This window comes from Nostoc sp. ChiSLP03a (genome assembly GCF_034531215.2).
In the GTDB taxonomy this organism is placed as follows: Bacteria; Cyanobacteriota; Cyanobacteriia; order Cyanobacteriales; family Nostocaceae; genus Nostoc.
Genome location: NZ_JAVRBQ020000003.1, coordinates 1 through 25,357, shown reverse-complemented (window position 1 = coordinate 25,357; position 25,357 = coordinate 1). Strand labels below are relative to the sequence as shown.

The 25,357-nt window shown below is 40.6% G+C and carries 21 protein-coding genes; 14 read left to right on the top strand and 7 right to left on the bottom strand.

Annotation, left to right across the window (positions count from 1 at the left end; all coding sequences use genetic code 11):
• The first annotated feature begins 149 nt into the window (after nt 1-149).
• The 4 genes from RMY32_RS00405 to RMY32_RS00390 all read left to right on the top strand — a co-directional run bounded on the left by RMY32_RS00405 (nt 150) and on the right by RMY32_RS00390 (nt 3,618).
• On the top strand, nt 150-356 hold the full coding sequence (locus RMY32_RS00405; protein ID WP_322709296.1) for a hypothetical protein: 207 nt from the start codon (nt 150-152) through the stop codon (nt 354-356).
• A gap of 132 nt (nt 357-488) precedes the next feature.
• The gene (locus tag RMY32_RS00400; RefSeq protein ID WP_322709295.1) at nt 489-1,184 is read left to right on the top strand and encodes a hypothetical protein; all 696 of its coding nucleotides are present in this window, start codon (nt 489-491) and stop codon (nt 1,182-1,184) included.
• A 331-nt stretch (nt 1,185-1,515) separates the two neighbouring features.
• Nucleotides 1,516-2,127, top strand: a complete 612-nt coding sequence (locus RMY32_RS00395; RefSeq protein ID WP_322709294.1) for a DUF3137 domain-containing protein — start codon at nt 1,516-1,518, stop codon at nt 2,125-2,127.
• Nucleotides 2,128-2,493: 366 nt separating this feature from the next.
• Nucleotides 2,494-3,618: a ferrochelatase gene (locus RMY32_RS00390; RefSeq protein WP_322709293.1), complete on the top strand. Its 1,125-nt coding sequence runs from the start codon at nt 2,494-2,496 to the stop codon at nt 3,616-3,618.
• Between the two features lie 44 nt (nt 3,619-3,662).
• Here RMY32_RS00390 and RMY32_RS00385 read toward each other — a convergent pair whose 3' ends face one another.
• Nucleotides 3,663-4,208, bottom strand: a complete 546-nt coding sequence (locus RMY32_RS00385) for an NADPH-dependent FMN reductase (RefSeq protein ID WP_322709292.1) — start codon at nt 4,206-4,208, stop codon at nt 3,663-3,665.
• A 357-nt stretch (nt 4,209-4,565) separates the two neighbouring features.
• Between RMY32_RS00385 and ftsH the strand changes: the two genes are divergently transcribed.
• From ftsH to topA, 4 genes are all read left to right on the top strand, one after another.
• Nucleotides 4,566-6,455 (top strand): ATP-dependent zinc metalloprotease FtsH, encoded by a 1,890-nt coding sequence (ftsH, locus tag RMY32_RS00380; RefSeq protein WP_322709291.1) that lies wholly within the window; start codon nt 4,566-4,568, stop codon nt 6,453-6,455.
• Between the two features lie 317 nt (nt 6,456-6,772).
• Nucleotides 6,773-7,690 (top strand): DUF928 domain-containing protein, encoded by a 918-nt coding sequence (locus RMY32_RS00375; protein WP_322709290.1) that lies wholly within the window; start codon nt 6,773-6,775, stop codon nt 7,688-7,690.
• 236 nt (nt 7,691-7,926) lie between these two features.
• Nucleotides 7,927-11,280, top strand: a complete 3,354-nt coding sequence (locus RMY32_RS00370) for a hypothetical protein (RefSeq protein ID WP_322709289.1) — start codon at nt 7,927-7,929, stop codon at nt 11,278-11,280.
• Nucleotides 11,281-11,586: 306 nt separating this feature from the next.
• On the top strand, nt 11,587-13,758 hold the full coding sequence (gene topA / locus RMY32_RS00365) for a type I DNA topoisomerase (RefSeq protein ID WP_322709288.1): 2,172 nt from the start codon (nt 11,587-11,589) through the stop codon (nt 13,756-13,758).
• Nucleotides 13,759-13,792: 34 nt separating this feature from the next.
• Here topA and RMY32_RS00360 read toward each other — a convergent pair whose 3' ends face one another.
• Nucleotides 13,793-14,317, bottom strand: a complete 525-nt coding sequence (locus tag RMY32_RS00360) for a phosphoribosyltransferase (RefSeq protein WP_322709287.1) — start codon at nt 14,315-14,317, stop codon at nt 13,793-13,795.
• 77 nt (nt 14,318-14,394) lie between these two features.
• Here RMY32_RS00360 and RMY32_RS00355 point away from each other — a divergent pair, with 77 nt between their 5' ends.
• A complete protein-coding gene (locus RMY32_RS00355; protein WP_322709286.1) occupies nt 14,395-15,846 on the top strand; it encodes an MFS transporter in 1,452 nt (483 codons plus the stop codon).
• Nucleotides 15,847-15,942: 96 nt separating this feature from the next.
• Here the strand turns inward: RMY32_RS00355 and RMY32_RS00350 are convergent, their stop codons facing one another.
• Entirely contained in the window at nt 15,943-16,755 is an 813-nt protein-coding gene (locus tag RMY32_RS00350) for a pentapeptide repeat-containing protein (RefSeq protein WP_322709285.1), read from the bottom strand.
• Between the two features lie 10 nt (nt 16,756-16,765).
• A complete protein-coding gene (locus RMY32_RS00345) occupies nt 16,766-17,407 on the bottom strand; it encodes a hypothetical protein (protein WP_292856419.1) in 642 nt (213 codons plus the stop codon).
• A 122-nt stretch (nt 17,408-17,529) separates the two neighbouring features.
• Between RMY32_RS00345 and RMY32_RS00340 the strand changes: the two genes are divergently transcribed.
• Entirely contained in the window at nt 17,530-17,730 is a 201-nt protein-coding gene (locus RMY32_RS00340; protein ID WP_322709284.1) for a hypothetical protein, read from the top strand.
• A 49-nt stretch (nt 17,731-17,779) separates the two neighbouring features.
• On the opposite strand, the gene RMY32_RS00335 is transcribed toward RMY32_RS00340, so the two are convergent.
• From RMY32_RS00335 to RMY32_RS00325, 3 genes are all read right to left on the bottom strand, one after another.
• Nucleotides 17,780-17,911, bottom strand: a complete 132-nt coding sequence (locus RMY32_RS00335) for a hypothetical protein (RefSeq protein WP_322709283.1) — start codon at nt 17,909-17,911, stop codon at nt 17,780-17,782.
• An 84-nt stretch (nt 17,912-17,995) separates the two neighbouring features.
• Complete coding sequence (locus tag RMY32_RS00330) at nt 17,996-18,370, bottom strand: hypothetical protein (protein ID WP_094353382.1); 375 nt, start codon at nt 18,368-18,370, stop codon at nt 17,996-17,998.
• Nucleotides 18,371-18,469: 99 nt separating this feature from the next.
• Nucleotides 18,470-18,835, bottom strand: a complete 366-nt coding sequence (locus tag RMY32_RS00325; RefSeq protein ID WP_322709282.1) for a hypothetical protein — start codon at nt 18,833-18,835, stop codon at nt 18,470-18,472.
• Nucleotides 18,836-19,379: 544 nt separating this feature from the next.
• Between RMY32_RS00325 and RMY32_RS00320 the strand changes: the two genes are divergently transcribed.
• The 4 genes from RMY32_RS00320 (at nt 19,380) to nifN (ending at nt 25,231) form a co-directional block, all read left to right on the top strand.
• Nucleotides 19,380-20,510: a substrate-binding domain-containing protein gene (locus tag RMY32_RS00320; protein ID WP_322709281.1), complete on the top strand. Its 1,131-nt coding sequence runs from the start codon at nt 19,380-19,382 to the stop codon at nt 20,508-20,510.
• Between the two features lie 486 nt (nt 20,511-20,996).
• Nucleotides 20,997-21,962: a nitrogenase iron protein gene (nifH, locus tag RMY32_RS00315; protein ID WP_322709280.1), complete on the top strand. Its 966-nt coding sequence runs from the start codon at nt 20,997-20,999 to the stop codon at nt 21,960-21,962.
• A gap of 564 nt (nt 21,963-22,526) precedes the next feature.
• Nucleotides 22,527-23,918: a nitrogenase iron-molybdenum cofactor biosynthesis protein NifE gene (gene nifE / locus RMY32_RS00310; protein ID WP_322709279.1), complete on the top strand. Its 1,392-nt coding sequence runs from the start codon at nt 22,527-22,529 to the stop codon at nt 23,916-23,918.
• Entirely contained in the window at nt 23,918-25,231 is a 1,314-nt protein-coding gene (gene nifN, locus RMY32_RS00305) for a nitrogenase iron-molybdenum cofactor biosynthesis protein NifN (RefSeq protein ID WP_322709278.1), read from the top strand. The genes nifE and nifN overlap by 1 nt, the downstream gene beginning before the upstream one ends.
• The last annotated feature ends 126 nt before the right edge of the window (nt 25,232-25,357 follow it).

Genomic DNA, 25,357 nt, shown 5'->3' with positions numbered 1-25,357 from the left:
TACGAGCTGATTCGTAAAGAAAATCTTAAGGATACTCAAATCATTGCGAGGTCTGAGTTTCAGCGAATAAGTGCATTATTGGCTCAAATTCCTGAAAAGTATACAAGACAAGGACTTTACTTGAGTTTACAAATTAGCTCTACAATTTAGTGCTTCAGACATTGGAAAAGTTTTTCCAAAATAATCCAGAAACCAATACAAAAGAATATTTGTATGCGCGAGTATTGCTTTTAGACGCATATCTCTACAATGGAAGCTTTGACAAGGCAATTAACTTATGCCAAGAATTGAGTAACAGTAAACATAAAACTACTCAGATATTAGCACAGTACTATCTTGCCGAGATTCTGCCATAAGCTAAACTTACAGAGCCAAAATCATCACTAAATTCAACTAAAGGTTCACTCACTCCTGCACAAGCGACTGAACTTATTCATACTGGTTATGAAGCTTTTATTAAAAAACGTTATAAAGAAGCAATTTGAGCATTGAAGATTTGTTGTCAAGCTGCTTCTCCAGCCACAAAAGAATATTTAAAAGCACACAAATTACTGATAAAAGCATATCAGGAAAATGGGCAAATTAATCAGGCGATCGCTCTTTGTCAGCAACTCCTGATTAATAAACACGAAGCAGCGAGAAAATGGGCAAGACAACTTTTATTTACAGACCTATTTACAGATAATATTGATGTATCCGCAACGGTGCAAAACCCCAACAAATTAGAAATTAAGCTACAAACACCAATCGAAACCTTACCAGAAGAACCGGAACCACCTATTCAAAAATTTACCCCAAAAATATTAAAAGAATTCAAAATATTTTGTCAAAAAAATCTCTTGAGCGAATTGAAAATATTTGAATCTCGTAGGAAACAAGCTTTATTATCTACTATTACTCTTCATCTGCTTTTTTTGTCTTTTTTAATTATAACGTTCAAGCTTCTATCCATGATATCTTTTAATATAAACGATTATATTTATATTGAAAAAATTCAATATAAATCTTCATTAGTTGAAAATCACTCTACACCAATAGCCGTAGTATTTATATATAAAATTATAATTTTTCTTTTTTCATCTTTCAATTATTTATTGTGCTTTTTATTGATTTTTTGGATTTGGATGTTTTTTTTCGACAATTTGTCAGGGCTTTTCCGCAGGTTTTACATACAAAATATCTAAGAAAATATTTGCTTTTACAAATCAAAATAAGAATTTAAAATATCTTAGCTATTGTTCAAAAGAGGATAGTGAAAATGCTATAAATTCTTTTCAACATAGCCAACTATTTAAAGGACTTATCAATCCAAATAATATTGAACATAATGTTTATATTTATGGTAAGATTAATGGTCTTGATGTCTATTTCTCGAATATTCGTGCAGAATTAGAACTAAAACATGATTGGACTAATTTTTTAGATATTATCTTTTTTATAGTTAGGAGATATGAAACAATAATTCAATCTAATATAACTTATCTGTTTATATTTTCAATTTTACGTGTTATATCTTTGTTCATCTTTGTTTTACCATTTACATTTGGTGCTTTAATTTTCAGATCGATCAAAATAATTCCATATATAATTAATCATATTTTACGTGGTAAAAATATTGAATATAAAAAATTTGAATCTGAAGTTTTAAAAAATCAATTTACCCGAACAAGTTTAATTTTTAAAGGATTATTTTTTAAAGCGAAGTTTAACAAAAATCTGCGAACTGTTACAATTGTTCAACCAAAAGCTATCAACGCTAATATTCATGCTCTTAATCATGCTAAGAAACAGGTAATTAAATTAGAAGACCCAGAATTTGCTAAATTCTTTACTGTTTATGGTGATGACCAAATAGAAGCACGCTATGCCTTATCTACTAATTTAATGGATAAAATAGTTAATTTTCACAAAAAAACCAATAGAAATATTTATATTTCTTTTGTAGATGACATGATATACATAGCCATTGAAGAAGCAGTAGAAAATAATATAATTGACCCTAATTTATATAAAAGTGTGTTAAGCTTTGCGCCTTTAAAAGAATATTTTGAAACTCTCAACTTGATGCTGGGAATTGTTGAAGACTTAAATCTTGATAGACGCATACACAAACCTGCACCAGATTAATTTCACTGAGAATGCAGCTTTTCGGCATCTTCACCGCTTTCGCTATTCCACGATATAGCTATTTTCAATTGAATGAGGTACGCAGATAGACCTAACCCCCTAACCCCCTTCCCGACGCGGGAAGGGGGAAGAATTTAAAGCCTCTCTCCTTTTAGGAGAGAGGTTTGGAGAGAGGTCAAAAGTACAGTTTTGATTCAATTTCCCATACCCAATGCCCCACAAAAGTCTTACTTTTGATGTATTATTTTGATTTTCCCACCTATCCTATCCCCCAGGATGGGATAATAAGTTACAAGTAGGGAAAATGTGCAAACTGTTCCCTAATGTTATATTTCTCTGCACTCTGGTTATATTGAGGAATTAATTGTGGTTGCCACGCCGGAAAAAGTACAACACACCCACGAGCATCTATCAGGTAAAGACCGTGTAGCCGTATTGCTTATGGGCTACGGCGAAGTCGAAAGCTACGAAGATTTCGCCAACTATAACGAACAGGCTTTAAATCTACTGACAGCAAAATTTGCACCAGTACCAACCTGGATTTATCCACCTCTGGCAAAGCTTTTGGCGCTATTTGACCGCCATGAGTGGGGACACACACACCACGATTTTATTTCCCCACACAACGCCATCTTTGAAGAGCAACGGGCTGGAATTGAGAAGAATTTACAAGAAAAATGGGGCGATAAGGTTCAAGTTTTCAAGGCTTTTAACTTCTGTGCCCCTTTCCTACCCAATCAAGTTTTAGCAGAAATCAAAAACCAAGGCTTCGAGAAGCTGCTGATTTACCCACTGCTGGTTGTTGATTCTATTTTTACTAGTGGGATTGCGATCGAGCAAGTTAACAATGCTCTGGTTGAGTTGACTGATGGTGAGGAACACTGGGTTAAAGCACAGCGCTACATTCCTTCTTTTTTCAACGAACCAGCTTACATCGATTTAATGGCTCATCTGGTTGAGGAGAAAATTGCTGAGTTAGCTGGAGCTTATCTCCCTTCTCAAATCGGTATTGTGTTAATGAATCACGGCTGTCCCCATAAAGCTAAGGGCTTTACTTCTGGGATTGCCGAAAGCGAAGCAATGTACGATTTAGTTCGGGATAAGTTGATTAACCGCTATCCGTTAATCTCCGTGGGTTGGCTGAATCATGACACCCCCTTAATTGATTGGACGCAGCCAAATGCCGAGCAAGCTGCAAATAACCTGATTCAATTGGGTGCAAAAGTGGTAATTTTTATGCCAATTGGCTTTGCCACAGAAAACCACGAAACTCTATTGGATGTACACCATATCATCCATGCTTTAGAGAAACAGCATCCTGGCACAAACTACGTGCAAATGGCTTGCGTCAATGACCATCCCGAATTCTTGGCAATGGCGGCGCAATGGGCTGATACTCATATAGCAGAGTTATTATCAGAACAAAGTGTGGCAGTTAATCCTCAACTCGCAGGGGATCACCACCATCATCATCACCACCACCATCATTAAGTTTTGAGTTTACGAGGGTGGGCAAAGCCAGACCCACCCTACAATTAATTCACACCCCGCAGTTTGCGAGTGTTATCAACTAAACTCTGAGCAAATTGATCGAATCTTTGAGAGAGCTTCTCATCTACGAGTTTGCCTTCAGGATTGAAAGCACCCCAAGCTTGTCCGATCGCAATTTGTTCGGGAATCACCCAACCGTGAACCCAACGGATAATTAGCCGTAGGTCATTTAGAGCGTTGCTATTAGACTGACCACCCAAGACACTAATCAATCCCGTTACTTTATCAGACAGTTGGTCAAAACTCATCAAATCTAAGGCATTTTTCAGGACACCACTAACGCCACCATGATACTCAGGTGTCGCTAAAATTAAACCATCAGCCTGACTAACTGTATTTTGCAACCGCTGAACATCTGGATACTCTGGATACTCTTTTGCGCCAGTACAAAATGGTAGCTGCAACTGCCGTAAATCAAGAATTTCTACCTCTGCGCCTACAGCTTCAACCCTTTGCGCTGCGACTTCTAAAGCAAGCTGGGTATAAGAGTTGGGTCTTAAACTACCACCAATGCCAATAATTTTCACCATAATTAACCCACAAACTATTAACTAGCTACTATCGTCAGATTTCTTAAAAAGCGGAATCGTTATGACTATGTTTATCTTAGCGATTTGTGCCGAAATGTGTCAAATTGAGATCAAGGGGACTGGGGACTGGGAATTGGGAATTGGGAATTGGGAATTGAGGATTGGTTATTCTTAGTGTCTCCCTTGTCTCCCTTGTCCCCCTCATCTCCCCCTGCTCCTCATTCCCCAGTCCCCAGTCCCTTGTGTCCAAGTTAGACTAGATAAGAAAAGTGTAATTTCCAGTTATTACAATTTTTGATAGAAGAATAGGCATAAAACTAGCGCTTAACTTGTGCCAGCAGACAAAGGGTAATTATTATGACAAATTCGGGAAAAAAAGCATTGATAAAAAGGCAGTCCTCAAAGCGCGTTGCTTGGGTTGGTGCAATTGCTGCTAGTTTGGTTATGTTGCCAGGAATTTTCGGAAGTACTCCTGTCATGGCACAAAAGGCAGAAACCACCTCGCTAAATTATGGCGACTTGATCAAGAAAGTGAAGGCGGGAGAAGTTGAGAAAATAGAGTTAGACGAAACCGAACAGCTAGCAAAGGTTTATCTAAAGGGGCAAAAAGATAATACACCACCCCAACAGGTGAGACTTTTGGCGCAAAACACTGAGTTAATCAACATTCTCAAAGACAAGAATGTTGATTTTGGGGAAGTTTCCTCTGCGAACAGTCGAGCTGCTGTTGGGCTGTTGATCAACTTAATGTGGATTTTGCCACTGGTGGCTTTAATGCTATTGTTTCTTCGACGCTCTACTAATGCTTCTAGCCAAGCGATGAATTTCGGTAAATCCAAAGCTCGCTTCCAAATGGAGGCAAAAACTGGAGTGAAATTTGAAGATGTCGCCGGGGTTGAAGAAGCGAAAGAAGAACTTGAAGAAGTGGTGACTTTCCTGAAACAGCCAGAAAGATTTACTGCTGTAGGCGCACGGATTCCCAAAGGAGTGCTGTTAATTGGCCCTCCTGGTACTGGTAAAACTTTACTAGCAAAAGCGATCGCAGGTGAAGCCGGTGTACCATTCTTCAGTATTTCCGGTTCAGAATTCGTGGAAATGTTTGTTGGCGTGGGTGCATCTCGCGTGCGCGACCTTTTCAAGAAAGCCAAAGATAATGCCCCTTGTCTAATATTTATCGATGAAATTGACGCAGTAGGCAGACAACGGGGTGCTGGGATCGGTGGTGGTAACGACGAGCGCGAACAAACCCTCAACCAACTGCTCACCGAAATGGATGGTTTTGAAGGTAACACAGGTATTATTATTATTGCTGCCACAAACCGCCCAGATGTTTTAGATACAGCATTACTCAGACCGGGACGCTTTGACAGACAAGTGATGGTCGATCCACCCGATCTCAAAGGGCGACTAGAAATTTTGCAAGTCCACGCGCGGAATAAGAAAATCGATCCTAGCGTATCATTAGAAGCGATCGCTCGCCGCACTCCTGGTTTTACTGGCGCAGATTTAGCTAACTTACTCAACGAAGCCGCCATTCTCACCGCTAGAAGACGTAAAGAAGCCGTCACTCTTTTAGAAATTGATGCTGCTGTAGACCGAGTTGTTGCAGGTATGGAAGGTACCGCCTTAGTAGACAGCAAGAGCAAGCGCTTGATTGCCTATCATGAAGTTGGACACGCTTTAGTAGGCACATTGCTCAAAGACCACGATCCTGTGCAGAAAGTTACATTGATTCCACGGGGACAAGCACTGGGATTAACTTGGTTTACTCCTAACGAAGAACAGGGGTTAATTTCCCGTTCCCAACTCAAATCCCGGATTACTGCTACTTTGGGTGGTCGCGCCGCCGAGGAAATCGTTTTTGGGAAGCCAGAAGTGACCACAGGTGCAAGTAATGACTTGCAACACGTGACAGGAATGGCGCGGCAGATGGTGACACGCTTCGGGATGTCAGAATTAGGCCCATTGTCCTTGGAAAATCAGAGTGGAGAAGTATTTCTAGGACGTGACTGGATGAATAAATCAGACTATTCTGAAGAAATTGCTGCCAAAATTGATTCACAAGTGCGCGAAATTGTTAGCAATTCCTACATTAAAGCCAAAGAACTGTTGGAAGAAAACCGTGTAGTTTTGGAACGTTTAGTAGATTTGCTAGCAGAACAAGAAACAATTGAAGGTGATGTATTCCGCAAAATTGTTACCGATCATGTTCAGGTAGCCGATGAACAATTGGCTGTACCTCATTAAAAATATGAGTGAGAAATAATGTAGAGATGTAGCAGTGCTACGTCTCTACGAGGGTTCTGGATAATGCATCTTTAATTTCACTCTTCTGTCTATTAAGGAATAGGCAAAAGCTAATAGTCTATTAACTTTAGACTACTGAAAATCCAAAGGTTAAGATTCCCAACTTCTGAAAAAAGTTGGGAATTTTGTTGTAAAAAAATTACAATACTACCTCAGCCTTCACAGAAAGTAGCACAGATAAAGTCTTGTGACTGTAAAAGCTTAGGCTATTGTATTATATATACCCAAACAATGTACTACAAGTAAACATAAACACTATGAAATATAGATTCTGGGCAAGTTATCTGCTTGCTGCTTTAGCATTTGTACCCTTTGAGCCTGTAAGTATTACTCAGGTTTTGGCAACATCAGTTTACCAACTGGCACAAGCAAAATCTGCTTACACTCAATATATGCTGAATGGCTACAATGAAACCAAACGAAGAAATTATAGAAAAGCTTTATTGAATTTTCAGCAAGCAGAGCGGCTACGTCCTGGAGATAGGTATGCTACTGCTGCAATTAGAAATGTTACAGGTTATATTCAACGCGGTAGCAGTAGAAATCGTATCGCCTTTGTCCCAGGTAGACCTGGTAGGGTAAGGTCAGCAGGAACACGGGGAAGTTGCTTTCAAAGTGGACAATATCTTATTCCCTTGACACCAACAGATAAGGAAGCTCAACGAACCACAGCAGAACGTCCGACATTCTTTTTCTACCTTCCTCAAACCTCGACAACAGTGCAAGCACTAGAATTTGTTTTGCGGGATGGTGATAGCATTGACCCGTTATATAAAGGAACTTTCAAACCTGTTGGGCAGAATGGTATTGTTAGTGTAAACGTACCTGTCAATCAACCATCTCTACAAATCGGCAAAGAATATAATTGGACTTTTTCGATGATTTGTGATATGAATAACCGCGATAAAGATTCGTATGTAGAAGGTACGATTGTGCGATCGCAAGATGAAAACCTATCTCTTCAGTTAAACCAACCAAACACAGACTTAGATCGGGCAGTTTTATTTGCCACAGCCGGATTTTGGGAAGATTCTTTAAGAACTTTAGCTAATTTACGCCGCCAGCGTCCTAACGATCCTGAAGTTCAGAAATATTGGGAAGATTTGTTGAATTCAGTAGACATAAAAGATGTTGTAAACAAGCCTTTATTGCCCTGTTGTACTGCTCAGAAATAAATTAATAATTACTTAAAAACCCGGTTTTCATAAAGAAGCTGGGTTTTTTACCCTTCAATTTAAGATTAAGCGATCGCAAATACCTACCCAAACTTATACAAAGCGGAGTCTCATGCAGCAATACAGTTAAGTTAAGGTCGCTTGACAATTGACAGTATCAATTATTTGACTATAATAGTATTTTTGTACTTATAAGACATATTTGTGTCGTTTTTAGGCAAAGCCCACCTAGATTTATGGCTGAACAACCTCAGAAAAGTGAGTCAGTAGCCTTCCGTCCTTCGGATTTCATGAGGGCACGGAGACCTTATCTTTTCTCTGATACGCAAGTAGTTGGAGAGCCGTTGCTGGATCGCAATGTTTTTGAATATCACTTAGAAACACTGACTAATCGTAAAGAAGACCTGGAGTTTGAGCACTTTTGCCGAAAACTAGCTGAAAAAGAGCTTTGTCCTAATCTTCTGCCGCAAACCGGCCCTACTGGTGGCGGAGACAGCAAAGTAGACTCTGAAACTTATCCTGTATCTGATGCTATTTCAATTCGTTGGTATGAAGGAATTGGACGCGAAGCTGCATCAGAGCGTTGGGCATTTGCAATTAGCACAAAACAACAATGGCGTTCAAAAGTCCGTTCCGATGTACAAGGTATTGCAGAAACAGAGCGTGGTTATACTTTAATTTATTTTATTAGTAGCCGATACATCAAAGATAAAGACCGAGCCAATATTGAAGACGAATTACAAAAAAAGTACAATATTAATATACGAGTACTAGATAGAACTTGGATACTTGATAAGGTTTTTCAAAACAAGCGGGAACATCTCGCTTTAGAAACTCTCAAAATCAATCTCCCCTTGACTCAAGCTATTAAAAAAGGATCTTTGGATACAGCTCGTGAAACTGAATTAAATGAACTAGAGACACAAATACAAGATTCTAGCCGTTATCGAGGTGTTGAGTATCAACTTATTGAGGATTGCCTTGAGGCAGCCATTTTGTCGCGTGAACTTGAATTACCTCGTATAGAGGTTGAGGGACGTTTTACAAGAGCTGAACGTATAGCAGAACAATATGGAACGCATCAGCAAAAGCTTCAGTGTGCTTACGCCAAGGCTTGGACTTCTTTTTGGTGGCACGATGACTTTTACACTTTTAACAGTATATACAACGATGTTGAACGTTTAGCAATTGGAAGTAGTCAAGTTACAGATATAGAGCTATTAGCTAATCTGTGGCAAGTACTGTGGGCAACTGTTCAACGGTCACAACTTAATGCTTCAGATGCAAAATTAAAAGTACGAACTAAGATTTTACGTGCCGAATTACAGCGTCTTCAGGCTGAAAAAGATCGACCAAGCACTGCCTTAAAATCAAGATCCATTGAATTACTAATGGATCTGAGTGAATCCAAGCAGGAATATATTGAGTTAAAAAGGATACTTGAAGAATTCGGCAAAGTATTTGCAGAGGGTGAGGGTTTAGTTAACTTTCCCGTAGCTCCTTTAATAAAGATCCTTATGGAACTTGGAGAATATTTGCCTGATGATCCTGGCTTCGATAAACTTTTTGAATCTGTACTTCTACTCTCTCAGCAACGAGAGAGTAGAGCAACCTCAGGACGTATGCTCTTGAAACGAGGAAGGCAAAAACTTCTTGGCGGAAACCGTTACGAGGCAATTCGTCTTCTTGGTCGAGCACAGCATAACTTAGCTATGCATGAGTGTCATGGCGAGTTAATTGCCGCACTTGCTCTATGTGCAAGTGCTTATGAGTCGGTAGGCTTGCTGTGGGCCGCACGCTCTAATATGCTTCTTGCAGCATCTCAAGCTTTTAATGAGTTTTGGGAAGATGGCACAATCACTATTCAAGCTTTCGCCTGTTTACAACGTCTTGTTTGGCTTGAATTGCAATTGGGAAGGATTCCAATCACCCTTGCTTGGATTGAAAACGCTACAGTCATTGCACAAGTAGTCGGTCTTGATGAGAAAGCGCAAGAGAGATTTCTTAAAGAGAGAGAAACTCAGGATCAAGTTCTTGGAATTCTTCTTCTTAAAACTGCTTTTAAAGATTTGCAGTGCTTAGGGTCTATTTCATCAATCCTCAAAAAACTTAATTTTCATCATTCATTCATAGCATCATTGTACGCACTAGGCTATGAAGATATTCTTCGTTCTGAAGGTTGGATTCCACAAGAGGAAGATGAACCAAGTGTACATCAGTTTTTTAATGCTTGGACAGCACAACCAGTAAGTAATGACCTACCAGAACCACCAGAGTTTTTAGCACAAGATAGAGTAGAACTCCGCTCACAAGTTCTAGGATGTAACGTAGTTGCTGAAGTACTAAATAACAATAAATCTTTATTTATTGCAGAGTCAATTCTGGCTGCATTTGAGGCTTTTCTAGCAACAAGCCTTGATTCAAATTTAGTCCCTCATCAACCAAATATAAGATTCCAAATTCTACCTTTAGATTCTATCGCTGATGTTATTAATTTTCACATTAAAGAGGAAGACACAGAAAAGTTTGAAACTATTATAGAGGTAAAACATTCTGTAAATGAATCTTATATTGCAGAGCTTAATTCTGAAACATTAAATGAAAAACTCGCTGACTTAATTCTTCGAGTAATTTTTAAGATAGCTTATGTAACTAATCCAGAACAGTACTTTGAAGGACTTTTGCGAGATGAACTTGCTTATTCTCGTGCATTTAACTTTACGAATGTAGCTACTGCTATTTGGAATATTTTGGGTAAAAGTCCGAAACTGCAACTTACAGACTGGAATTTAAGTGATAGTGAGAAATATTTTCCACCTCGACGAGCAAGTACATGGAATAGTAAAACTATTCAGAATACCTCTGAGGAACAAGCTACTCCAATATCACCTCAACCAGGGCAGGGTGAACCTCCTCCAGAACTCAAGAGTATTGATCACCTAAAACATCGCGATCGTAAAATTTTATCCTTGATTAACGTCCATCTTTGGGATAAAGCTGGTTGGTGCGGAATAGGTGTTGCATTTATACCAAATTCTCAAAATCTTCCACTTCTAGAGCTTGCACTTTTATTTCGAGATGAAAATGCAAGCAAGAAAATTTTTGCTCAATGGCGAGAAGCTGTAGGAGAGACAGATGTAGAGGAAAAAATTAGGGTGTCGATTATCACTGGAATTGATGCTGATAATCCAGCCGCTTATCGTGTAGTTATTGGGATAAATCCTGACTGCATAACAGCTTCTAATAACTCACAAACTATATTAGGATATCGAATTCGCACTGTTGAACCGAAAGATTCTCGAAATATTGATCAGTTTATAGAGTTTTATAAAAATTTAGGTTTTTATATTCTTACTCCAGGTTACATATCTCAAGATGGTTCCAGTCCAGATTTCTTTTGGGAGTTTGGAATTATGAAACGACAAATATTCATTCGTCCAGCATGGCAAATAGAGGAGCATGATTTTGATTTGTGCGGTATTCAGCCTGATGATAAAGTAATTATTCCTCAAAATATTAAAGATCCTCCAGTCATACGTGCGCTGGCACGTCTCAGGGAACTAAATTATAGACAATCTTCTGAAAGCTAGCACTCCCTAATCTTGCCAACCGAGAGCTAGTTTATGCGTACTTAAAAGAAGGTGAAACGGAGTTTGAGAAACTGCAACAGTCGAATGCTGTTAAATCCTAATTTAACTAGGTTGTTGAGGCTAAAATCATAATAGTTGAGCCAGTTCCAACAGCGATCGCACAATCAGACATCATTTACCTCTAAACTGAGTTCAGCAATCTCCCAAGCTTTTTGGTAAAGTATTCTAGAAAATCCATATCACGAGAATAGGCGATCGCTAATTGCAATTGCCAGTGTATTACTCAAAATCTAGAACGCAGTTGCTATGATCAAACGCCTGCTTGTAGTAGAATCTCCCGGAAAAGTTAAAAAACTCAGTCAAATTCTGGGTTCAGATTGGAAAGTTCTCGCAAGTTGTGGTCATATCCGAGAACTCAGCAATGAAGGGGACGATTCCTTGGGCTTTGTCATGGATGGCAATAATGTCCGATGCAACTACATCCCGCGTGACCAACGAGCGAAAGAAACAATTCAGAAGCTCAAGTCTGCGGTGAGGCAGGTTGATGAAGTTGTCTTAGCAACTGACCCAGACCGGGAAGGTGAGACAATTGCTTGGCATCTCAAAGAAACGCTGGGTTTAAGAGAACCGAAACGAGTAATTTATACTGAGATTACAGTATCGGCGGTACAGAGTGCGATCGCAAATCCCAGAAAGCTAGACCAAAATTTAATCGGTGCTGGACTGTGCCGAGATTGCCTAGATAAGTTGGTGGGTTACAAGGGCAGTCCTTTAGTTTGGGCATTGAATAACGGTGCTAAGAGTGTTGGCAGAGTCCAAAGCGCCACGTTACACCTGATTTGTCAGCGAGAAAACGAAATTCTGACTTTTGTCCCCCAAGATTACTGGAGTGTCTGGGTAGATTATGCGGAAGGATTTCGGGCTTTTTACAAAGGGACGGTCGATTCTGCAAAAGATGCAGCAGAACAAGAAACTGAAACTCATGATGACGCGAAGGTAGGTAATAGTCCAGAAACACCAGAGTCTAAACGCGTTCTTTCTGAAGCAGAGGCGACACGTTTAGTAGAAGAAGCACAGCGACATCCTCATCAGGTGATTCATTTTGAAGGAAAAATCGTTAACCGCCAGCCACCTCCACCATTTACAACTTCCAGCCTTCAGCAAGCAGCCGGTTCAAAGCTGAGGTTTGCTCCCGATAAAACTATGGTTGTTGCCCAAAAGCTTTATGAGGCAGGGCTGATCACATATATGCGAACAGACTCAGTAATGCTGAGTCCAGAATTTTGTGCCAGCGCCCGTAAATGGTTAGAGCAAAACGATCCGCCGAATGTACCGCCGCAAGTCGCCAAGCATCGCAGTAGCAAATCGGCTCAAGAAGCACATGAAGCGATTCGTCCAACCGATGTATTTCGTCCCTCAGTTCAGTTGCGTTTAGAACTTCCTGATGATGAGTTTAATTTGTATGTGATGATTTGGAAACGCTCAATTGCTTCTCAGTGTCGTGCTGCCCAATTGCGTAAAACTTTGGTGATTACTCAGTCTGGTTCTTTACTGTGGTCAGCTAGAGGGCAAGTGATTGAATTTTATGGTTATGCTCGGTACTGGAACAATCTCAGCAAGGATAGTGTTTTACCTTCATTACAGCAGGGACAAGCATTGAAACTGGAGAATGCGGGACATGAGAAGAAGCAGACTCAGCCACCACCGCGTTATAGCGAACCAAAATTAGTACAACTGATGGAACGTAAAGGAATTGGTCGCCCAAGTACTTATGCTCCTACTGTTGCTACTTTAAAAAAACGAAATTATGTTGAGTTGAAAAAAGACCATCTGCAACCGACAGCGTTAGGGTTAGAAGTTGATGCATTTTTGCTCAAAGCACTGCCGGATTTACTAGAGGCAGAATTCACAGCGAAAATGGAAGATGCCCTTGATGCCATTTCTGAAGGAAAAAACTCTTGGCAGCATTATTTAACTAATTGGAATCAGAATTACTTTATACCAGCGCTCTCCAAAGCTAAAACTATAGTTCCAAGTTCCTCAATAGGTAAAGCTAATGTAATAACTGAGCGCAAATATGAAACTTCCAAAACGCGATGCCCTGAATGCAAAAATTTTCTCGCCAAAATTCCGAGTACTAAGGTCAAAAAGAAATATTTCCTCAAATGCACAAAAGGCTGTGAAAATGTCGTGCTATTTTGGAGCGATTTTAACAAAACTTGGCAGCCACCACAAGCTAAAACAGTCCAAGTTGAAAATCAACAAAAGCCTCCTGTGAAGACGACAGCATATCCCTGCCCGGTATGTAAGAAACCTTTAGAGGAGTACAGTTATATCAAAGAGGGGCAAAGTAAGACAATGTTGCGATGTTCTAACCCACAATCCCGTAAGGATACCAAACATAAAGATGTGGCTTATTTCAGTACGCAAAAAGGGTGGTGGAGTCCTAAATTTGGGGAGTTAGGAATTAAAAGTTAGGAGTTTTGAATTAATAACTCATCACTCCTAACTCCTAACTCCTAACTTTATTTACCTTAGCTGCAAGTTCTGCGGGGTTCATCTGCTCGTAATGTTCAAAAGGTTGATGAATCCAGGGGTTATCAGGTAGATAATCAACATAATAATTGGGTGCTATAACTGAACAAGCTTTATACCAAAGAACGGCGGTGCGAATTTCCTCAATGGGGAAATCAGTATTTTGCTTGAGCCAAGGTATAGTTTGCTGGAGTGTTACCCCAGAGTCTACTAAGTCATCCACTAGGAGAATGCGCGAACCTAACTTTTCCGCAGTCATTGTCAAGTGACGGGAGAAAATTAAATTACTTCTTTCTTGCTTACCAGTGCCACTGTAATAAGATGAGGTTGCTAAAATTGCTAGCGGCTGCTGGTATATACGGGAAAGAATATCTCCGACTCTTAGTCCTCCTCTGGCAAGACAGATAATCTGGTTAAATTCCCAACCTGATTGATAAATCTGAATAGCCAGTTGTTCAATTTTTTGGTGATAATCTGACCAAGAAACATAAAGGTCTGGCATAAGTCTAACGGGAGTGGTAGATGGCTAGTATTGAAGGCGATTGCAGATTTTTTATTTTAGTATGAGTGCAAAGTTTTATGAATGATTCTGCTGCTGATGGTGATGTTCAACGAAATCCTCTCAGTGAAAAACTTGACCTGAAAACAAAGCTGGCTTACGGTGCAGGGGATTTAGGCCCAGCAATTACTGCAAATATCTCCGTCTTTTTTCTGCTGGTTTTCTTTACCAACGTCGCTGGTATCCCTGCGGGTTTAGCTGGGAGTATTTTGATGATTGGCAAAATCTGGGATGGGGTAAACGATCCGGTTGTCGGGTTTCTGACTGATAAAACGAAATCTCGTCGTTGGGGTCGTCGTCTTCCTTGGATGTTTTATGGGGCTATTCCCTTTGGAGTTTTCTTCTTCTTGCAGTGGATTGTACCGCGATTTAGTGCAAATCAGAGTGATAATATTTGGCCGCTGTTTTGGTATTACGTAGCGATTGGGGTGATATCTCAGGCGTTTTACACGGTTGTGAATTTGCCTTATACGGCAATGACTCCAGAATTAACTCAAGATTACGACGAACGTACCAGCCTTAACAGCTATCGGTTTACATTTTCCATTGGTGGCAGCATTTTATCGTTGATTTTAACGCAAATTGTTTTTTCTCAAATTAGCGATCGCCAACAACAATATCTCGTTTTAGCAGCCATTTGTACGGTAATTTCGATTTTAGGATTATATTGGTGCGTTTTTGGAGTCCGCGATCGCATCTTAGCTTTTGAGGCTAAACGCATCCAAACCGAGGAACCTGCATCTCTCCCCTTCTTTGAACAGCTAAAAATTGTTTTTAGTAACCGACCTTTTTTATTTGTTATTGGTATATATCTTTGTTCTTGGCTAGGCGTACAGGTAACAGCCAGCATTATTCCCTATTTTGTAGTCAATTGTATGGGACTCAAAGAATCAGATGTGCCCACAGTGATGATTGCAGTCCAAGGAACTGCTCTGTTAATGCTATTTGTCTGGGGAGCGTTGAGTAAAAAAATCGGCAAAAAAGTTGTTTATTTTCTGGGAATGAGTTTGTGGATTATAGCAGCAGCCGGACTATTTTTCTTACAGCCTGGTCAAATAGTTTTGATGTATGTGATGGCTGTGATGGCAGGTATTGGTGTCTCCACAGCTTATCTAATTCCTTGGTCAATGATTCCAGATGTGATTGAATTAGATGAACTGCAAACCGGACAACGCAGAGAAGGCATTTTTTATGGCTTCATGGTTTTGCTGCAAAAATTTGGTTTAGCTTTGGGACTATTTTTGGTGGGAAATGCTTTGCAAGTATCTGGTTTCAAAGAATCTGTAGCTGGAAGTCCACTACCCATCCAACCGGAATCAGCACTGTTTGCTATTCGCGTTGCCGTTGGCCCCATACCAACAGTTTGTCTGATTTTTGGCTTAGTTTTAACGTATTTTTACCCAATTACCCGCGAGATGCACGCCCAAATTATGCTGAAACTCAAAGAACGGCAAGAGAAGAAAGGGAGTTAAAGAGCGGGGAGCAGGGGGCGGGGGGCAGGGGAAGAATTTTTAACTTTTAACTTTTGACTAATGACTAATGACCTTTTCCCCAAACCCAACTCTGAGTTAAAAATGCACAAAACGAGTGATATGAGGCATAATTGTTTCTTGAAGATTTACGCCGCTGAGGTTAGCTCCCCGAATGTCGGCTCCTCTAAGGTTAGTTCCTCTAAGATTCGCTCCTGCCAAATTCGCATCTCTAAGGTTAGTCCAACTCAAATCAGCTTGACTCAAATCAGCTTGACTTAGGTTAGCCCGCAACAAGTATGCACCACTTAGGTGAGCCTTGGTCAGATTAGCTTTGTATAGGTCAGCTTTGTATAGATAAGCTCCTAAAACCTCTGCTTCGTACAAACTCGCCTCGCTAAGGTCAGCCGCAATCAAGTTAGCTTCAATGAGGTTGGCAAAAGAGAGGTTAGCCCGCATCAACTTTGCTGCACCTAAATCGGCATCTCTCAAGTTAGCGCTTTTTAAGTCAGTGCCAATTAGATTAGCAGATGCGATCGCAGCACCTCTAAGATCCACCCCACTTAAGTCAGCTCCAATCAAATTGGCATAACTCAAATCTGCTTGCGTAAGTATAGCACCACTCAAGTTAGCAACACTGAAGTTAGCCGCACTCAGGTTAGCTTCATTCAGGAGGGCTTTATAAAGGTTGGCACTACTGAGGTCAGCACCACTGAGATTTGCCCGCACAAGTAAAGCATTACCCAAATCAACTCTTCTCAAGTTTACCCCTTGGAGGTTTGCACCTCTAAGGTTATCGCCTTGCAAATTCGCGGCGCTCAGGTCTGGTTCTATCTGGGGATTTTTCTTTCTCCATTCAATCCATTTAACTGCACCTGCTTTGAGTAAAGTTAGATGCTCTCGATTTGCCATTTTCTCTCCTTTACTCCTGACGCCCACCCAGAGAATTTACCCGACCAGCGACACTTTCAATAGCCGTTAATGCTCCCGCTGCTCCTGCTAGGATATCCTGTTCTTGTCCACCTAAGTAAAGCCGTCCAAAACTACCTACAGCTTGAACTTCTAAAATGTTAATCCTCGCTGCTTTTTCCGCTTCATTGGCAGCTAGTGCGGCATAAGCAGCAGGCTCCACTTCTAATACATACAGCGTTTGACCTGCTAGTAGTAGCTGTCCTCGGCGCGTGCGATTAATCAGTTGGGTTTGATAAGCATCGATGTTGCGGATAATCTGACTAGAAATAACCCGCGGTTTCAGACATTCCTCTCTTCGGACTCCCAGTGCCGCCAAAATAGCTTGACCAGCAGCTCTGGTTTCGCCTTGGGAGCTAGAATGAACTTCTAGTAGTCCGTATAGTCGTTCAACTACCTGTACTCCCGGACGGACAGAGGCAGATTTTAGGGCGATATCCGTAATTTTATTAATTTCGATACCAGGAGATATTTCAATCCACAGTGATGTATCTCCTGGTAATGGTAAGAAGCCTTGGGCTACTGTTCCCATATATGCTGCATGTTGAGGTTGCAGGCTGTCGAGAAATACGAAACTGCGTAATTCTATGCCCAAGATTTTGCTCTCCAGTGGTGAGGGTAAAAGTTATCTATATGCGAGATATAAGTGCCTAACTTGACAATATAGGGTATAAAAAAGCGCAAAATCCGTTAAACGGATCTACACCCGTGTGTCAAATGGCAATTATAGAAGCTAATGCTTATTTAGAAGACCATTGTCGTCTTGGGATAAAATCTACTTTGAGCGGACGACATAATTTTTATTTAACACGGCTGCTTTGTAAACATCTTGACTCTTTTACATTACCCCAGTTTTACCCCAAATATTTCCCCAACATCTCCCAACCGGAACTGCAAGGATTAGATCCCAATAAATAGACATCTTGCAAAAGTAACAAATGCCAAGATGTTGGGGAAAGGAAAAAGGTTAAAGGGTAAGGGAAAACTCCATACCTTTACCCGCAACCCCATTTTCCACAAGTATTTTCACAAACGCCCGTAAGTTCCTTTCTTTATCCTCCCAATCAGGTAAATAAGCAGATACAAAGCGCTTAGACATTAGACACCTTGCCGTGGTTTAATATTTTGGCGCGATCGCCAATATTCGGCAAAAGGGGCGATCGCGATTTTTCTGGTATATCTATCAAGTACTGGGCAAGTCTCCTTCTGGTAAGACATTATCGATGCTGAGTACCCACGGTATGCCTTTGTCAATTGGAGAACTGACGGTAATTTTAGCTCTGTTAGCAAACTGTTTTAAGCGATCGGCAAATTGGGGAACAGTTTTCATGATATTGCGATAACTTTCCATGTTATTACAAATCAGGATCAACGTCAAAACACCACTATTGATTTGGAAATACCAATGACAACTTGATAACAAAATCCGTGTCATGCGATCGCACGCTAAGAAAAAGCTTTTTTTCGTTGCTTCTTCAAGCTGTCGAAATAGTATTTCACTCAGTTTGATTGTTTGAGGTGAAGGCAAATCATCTGGATGTAGGCATGGTTGATTCATAAGGTTTTGGCAAGCTTCAAAAGTAACAAAGCTGCGGCGAAGATTGGGAATTTTGATTTTTTGCAGATTGAATATTGCAGAAAAATCAGGTTTACTAGGTTATTGTTCTTGAGTGACAATCCACAGCAAGTCTAACCACAACTGCGGATAAGCTTGCTTGAGATTTGAAAGGCGATCGCGCATCAAGTTATTGGCATTCAAGCAAACAACTTCAACTAGCCCTAAGTATTCTGCTACTTCTTTGAGTAGTTTTTTTTGTTCTACGACAGCACCAATTAGTCTATCAGGGCAATAAATACCAATGTATTTTGTCTGACCGATGCAGGTTTTTATATTCACTCTTGTTAAATGAGGATGAGGATTGATTATCTTCACATAACATTGGCTTAACAGTTTCCATACCCGTGGGTGAGTGTGTTCAATAATTACGTTAAATTGCTGGGCTAAGTCTTCTTCGGTAATCATTACTCTCTCCATTGCATTGTTGCCATCTGTTGCATACTTTGGTAAATACCTAATTGATTGTGCAAAAACTTAAAACAGCAATTATTTGCTGATGCTATGTGCATATTCACTTTAGTCAAATAGGTAATTTTTCGTCAGGGCAAAATTTACCCCAAAAAGCGAAATTGGTTGATATGTTTTCTACTGTTTGTGTTACTCGTCTATCAAGCATCAAAGCTGAAACTAATCCCTAAAACTGTATTGAATATTACTGTACACCAATTTAATTGGTAAAAATTTACTGCAAAATAAATGCTCTGTTTATTGGAGTTTGGGGCTTTTAAGCCAAAAAAGCAGGTAAAAAACAATCACCCGCAAAAATAATTTGCGCTTCGCAAGCAAATTGGCAATTTCTGTGATAGTCTTTTTATATGGGGAATCAAGACTTTCGATTGCACAAAAAGTCTTCCAAGAAAAATGATATAAACTCAAAGACCAGACTTTCGCCTTGGCAGATGCAATGTTTAAATCCGCTACGGCTTTTTGAAACTAAGAGACAAAGCCAATGAAGCAGGATAGTGACCTCCGTAATAACTTGAAGTCAATTAGAACTCGCTTAGGCATGAGCCAACAAGATTTGGCTAACATCGCTAATGTGACTCGTCAGACTATTAGTGGTGTAGAGTCGGGACAATATGCTCCCTCAGTAGCTATAACACTTCGCTTGGCCAAAGCGCTTGGCTGTCAAGTAGAGGATCTATTCTGGTTAGAGCGGGATTTACCTGAAATTGAAGCTGTCCTTGCCAAACCTGTTCCTAACGGTCAGCAACTACGAGTTAGCATGGCTCGTGTCGGAGGACAATGGATAGCTTATCCCTTGATTGGTAAGGATGCTTTTCGCCAAGATATGATTCCGGCTGATGGAGAAGGCACTAGTCAAACAGGTACAAATAAGGTTCGAGTCCGTCTTTTAGACGATAATCTCGACACACTTCACAACACCGTTGTGATTGCTGGTTGTGCCCCTGTGATTTCACTATGGGCAAGAGCCACCGAACGCTGGCATCCCCAACTGCGAGTTCAATATAACTTTGCCAATAGCATGGCTGCATTGCACAGTCTATGCAGAGGTGAAGCCCACATCGCTGGGATGCATCTGTACGATCCTGAAACTGGTGAGTATAATACTCCCTTTGTTCGAGATGTTCTAGCTGGTAGGGAAGCAGTTCTGATTACCCTTGGTGTCTGGGAAGAGGGACTTTTGTTAAAGTCAGAGAACCCAATGGGAATTAGAACAGTTAGTGACTTAGTTGCAGGGGCGACTATTGTCAACCGCGAAATAGGTTCTGGGAGTCGGATGCTTTTGGAACAAACACTCCAAAAAGAGCAGATACCGTTCGATGCTGTTCAAGGCTTTGACAATGTACTCAAAACTCACCAAGATGTCGCCCAAGCTGTAGTCAGAGGAGTTGCCGATGCTGGTATGAGTACGGCATCTGTAGCTACCGCCTTTGGACTGGGATTTATTCCTTTACATCAGTCACGATATGATTTGGTGATTCTCAAGGAATATTTAGAAGAAGCACCTGTACAACAGTTGCTCAGTACGTTGGGACATCGCATGGTTCACTCCCAATTTGAAATTCTCGGCGGTTACGATATCAGCAAAATCGGGGAAATTGTAGCGACTGTTTAGAGTGGATTGCAATGGTTGGTTGTGTGGTTAAAGGAAAACTTGGCGTAAATTGAAATCCTGCTGCAATCACTCTTTAGGTATGAGCAACCTTCAGGAGATTACAATAACTGATAATGCTGAATTTGTAATTCGGGTTGAATTTGAGTTTCCAACTTAGAATCTGTAGCTTTCTTTTTCCAATTGGTATTACTACCGTCAGAGAAATCATTTGAGTGAGCGGATGGTAATACTTGCAATATTCCTTGAGTGATGTCTTATCGCTCTAACCATTAGTCAGAAAAAACAATGACTAATGGCCGATGAAAACTGACTAAAACTTGAATATGTTCTTTCTTTGGACTCTTTTTGGTGTAGAACGAGCACCTCCAACAACGTTCTACATAAGGTCGTTGCTGTAATTTTACAGCGCGAGTACCTCCGGCACAATGTGTCAACGCCTCATCAACTGACAGACCCACCAAACAAACAATTGCAGGATAAATTATCATGTCCGACGAAAAAATTAGACAGATTGCTTTTTACGGTAAAGGTGGTATTGGTAAATCTACCACCTCCCAAAATACCCTAGCTGCGATGGCAGAAGTGGGTAAACGCATCTTGATTGTCGGATGTGACCCGAAAGCTGACTCCACTCGTTTGATTTTGCACTGTAAAGCTCAAACCACCGTCCTGCATTTAGCTGCTGAACGGGGCGCTGTGGAAGATATCGAACTCGAAGAAGTGGTAATCACTGGTTTCCGCGATATCAGATGCGTAGAATCAGGTGGGCCAGAACCTGGTGTAGGTTGCGCCGGTCGGGGTATCATCACCGCTATTAACTTCCTTGAAGAAAACGGCGCTTATTCAGATGTAGATTTCGTATCTTACGACGTATTGGGCGACGTTGTATGCGGTGGTTTTGCGATGCCAATTCGTGAAGGTAAAGCCCAAGAAATTTACATCGTTACCTCTGGTGAAATGATGGCAATGTTTGCAGCTAACAACATTGCTCGTGGCGTTCTCAAATATGCTCACACTGGTGGGGTACGTTTGGGTGGACTAATTTGTAATAGCCGGAAAACCGACCGGGAAGACGAACTGATTAGCACCCTTGCAGCCAGATTAAGTACCCAGATGATTCACTTCGTCCCCCGTGACAATATCGTGCAACACGCCGAATTGCGTCGGATGACTGTAAACGAATACGCACCCGACAGCAACCAAGCTAATGAATACCGCACACTAGCAGACAAGATTATCAACAATACAAATCTCGCTGTTCCCACACCCATCGAAATGGATGAGCTAGAAGATTTGTTGATTGAATTCGGTATTCTTGAAAGTGAGGAAAATGCTGCCAAACTAATTAGCCAAGCAGATGCTGCTAAGAAGCAAGAAGATGCTGAAGGTGAAGCATTAGAAGCATTGAAAAAAGGAAACGTAGAAATAGTTTCTGGTAGCGAGAAGAAGTAAGGTTCTTGTTTAGACTTAAGTGCTAAACACAGAGTAAATATTAGGTGGGCAAAAATAGCCCACCCTCTCACCGAAACAGTTCTGAGTGCTGAGTAACATTAGCGGATAGCTAAGGTTTAGTCCGTGCTGAGTAAAAAGTAAAATTAGACCGACTAAGCATCAAATTAGTTTTGAGTAGCGAATGCCTCGGCTAAGAATGGGAAGATTCATTAATACTACTTATTCATTACTTTTTACTCAGGACTCAGCACTCATCACTCCTGAAAAATCCTTTAAAATGGAGGTAATTGAATAGCCAATCTTAACTTGTGTTGGTTTCAACTTCACCGTGCTAACACTAATTTTTCAAGTCTACACAGCAACATTAATACTTGAATAGTCTAGTTATTGTTTTTGTTTTTTCCTTCTTTAACCTAGTTGGTGTTTATGTTTTAGGGGATGGTAAATTCTCTTTCTCATTCCCTTTTATTCCATACTTTAAATACACGGTTCATAAATTAAAATTCTCTGAAATTTTAAAATTCACTTAACACTTAATAACTTCTACCTATTGTCACCAAACAAATGAATCCCACCCCAGGAAAAATCAACGATTCACTCAGTGACTCCAATTCTGAAGATGCTCCTCAGCAGAAACTGCATAAAAAAAAGTCCTCTACACAATTACCCCAACCTGGAACTACTCAAGGGAGTTGTGCTTTTGATAGTGCAATGATTACCCTAGTACCAATCACCGATGCTGCTCATGTAGTTCACGGGCCAAGTGGCTGTGCTGCCAGTATTTGGGGAAGTTACAGCAGTCTCTCTTCTGGTTCGATGTTGTACAAAATACGCTTTACCAGCGATATCGATGAGAACGATATCATCTTCGGTGGAGCCAAAAAACTGTACAAAGGCATTTTAGAATTAGCAAGACGCTACAAACCTGCGGCAGTATTTGTTTACTCCACTTGCATCACCGCCTTAATTGGAGATGATATCGAAGGAGTTTGCAAAAATGCCACCGAGAAAACAGGAATACTCACTATCCCAGTACATTGTCCTGGATTTATTGGGAACCAAAATTTGGGCAACCGTGTTGCTGGTGAAGCGTTACTAGAACACGTTATTGGAACAGCCGAACCAGAGACTAGTACACCTGATGACATCAACTTAATTGGCGAACATAACATCGCAGGTGCAATATGGAATGTTCTACCGTTATTGGAGAAATTAGGTATTAGAGTTTTGGCAAAAATTACAGGCGATGCTGTCTACAAAGAAGTTTGCTATGCTCATCGTGCCCAACTTAATGTCATACTCTCTTCTAAAGCACTCATCAACGTAGCAAAAGGGATGGAGAAAAAATATGGCATTCCCTATATTGAAGAGTCTATCTATGGTGTAGAGTCAATCAATCAATGTTTAAGGAATATTGCTGCAAAGTTAGGTAATTCTGATTTGCAGGAACGTACAGAAAAGCTAATTGTAGAAGAAACTGCTGCAATAGATGAAAAACTCACTTTGTATATTACCCGATTACAAGGTAAGCGTATTATTCTTTCTATTGGAAGTTTTAAGAGTTGGTTGATTATCTTTGCTGCTAAAAAATTGGGGATGGAAGTTATTGCTATTCTGACTAAGAATAATACTGATGAGGATCAAATTAGAGTCAAAAGTTTGCTGGGTCAAGATGGCATAATTCTAGAACAAAATAATCCTGAAGAAATTTTACAGATAATTAACGGAAATCAAGCTGATATGTTAATTGCTGATAAACGCCATCAAGACACCTCTCTCACTGCTAGGATTCCATTTCTAGATATTAATCAAGAACGCAATCATGCCTATGCGGGCTATATAGGAATTTTAGAAGTAGCACGAGAACTGTATGCCGCTTTTTACAACCCTGTGTGGGAGCAAGTATACCAGCCAGCCCTGTGGTCAGCAGGAAATTCTTCTGAGGAGGAAATTTGATGGCGATTATTAGCGTTACGAGTACATCAGTTGCAGTTAATCCCCTGAAGCAAAGCCAAACTGTGGGTGCAGTTTTAGCTTTTTTGGGATTGAAGGGAATCATGCCTTTATTACACGGTTCTCAAGGTTGTACTGCTTTGACTAAAGCGGTATTAGTACAACATTTCCGTCAGACGATTCCCCTTTCCAGTACAGCGATGACTGAAGTTGCAACCATTTTGGGGGGCGAGGAAAGAGTTGAACAAGCAATCTTGACTTTAGTGCAGAGATCCAAACCAGAAATTATCGGTCTTTGTAGCACTGGACTGGTGGAAACCAGAGGCGATGACATGGTACGTTTTGTCAAGGAGATTCGCCACCGTCACCCAGAACTAGATTATCTACCAATTGTGTTTGTCTCTACACCGGATTTCAAAGGTACATTACAGGATGGCTTTGCTGGTGCAGTTGAGAGTATAGTCAGGGAAATTCCCCAAAAAAGCTCTAAGCAAGATGCTTGTCCTACACAAATCACTATTTTGGCGAGTTCTGCCTTCACACCAGGGGATGTACAAGAAATCAAAGAGATTGTCACTTCTTTTGGACTCGTACCTATTGTTGTACCCGATCTTTCTGGCGTACTAGATAGTCATATAGAAGATTCTTCTAGTGCTATTACAGCTAATGGCACAAATGCAGCACAGTTGCGCTCAATTGGTAGTTCTGTATTTACTTTGGCACTAGGTGATAGTATGCGGGGTGCAGCACAAATTTTGGATCAAAGATTCAATATACCTTATGAAGTATTTGGTGAACTGACGGGACTATTAGCAGTAGATAAATTCTTGCAAGCTTTGGCGGATATCAGTGGTGTCAGCGTACCAGAGAAATACCGCCGTCAACGCCGTCAGTTACAACATGTGATGTTGGAAAATCACTTTTACTTTGGGTGCAAGCGAGTTTCTTTGGCGCTGGAACCCGATTTGCTTTGGTCAACAGTTGCTTTTTTGCGATCGCTTGGAGTTGAGATTCACGCAGCAGTGACAACAACACGCTTTCCTTTGCTCAAAAAACTGCCGATCAATAGCGTTACTATCGGCGATTTGGAAGACTTTGAGCAATTGGCGGTTGGATCTGATTTACTCATTACCAACTCTCATGGAGTAGCGATCGCTCAACGCTTAAAAATTCCTCTCTACCGTCAAGGGATTCCGATTTTTGACCGCTTAGATCATGGTCAGTTCTGCAAAGTTGGCTATCGAGGTACTATGCAACTTTTATTTGATATTGGCAATCTGTTTTTAGAGCAGGAAACAAAGGTTATACCAATTTAATGTGAAGTTACACATATCTAGATCCCCCTAAATCCCCCTTTTTAAGGGGGACTTTGATATGTTTTTCTGGTTCCTCCCTTTATAAGGGGGGCTAGGGGGGATCGAATTCTATGCAGCTTTATAAAA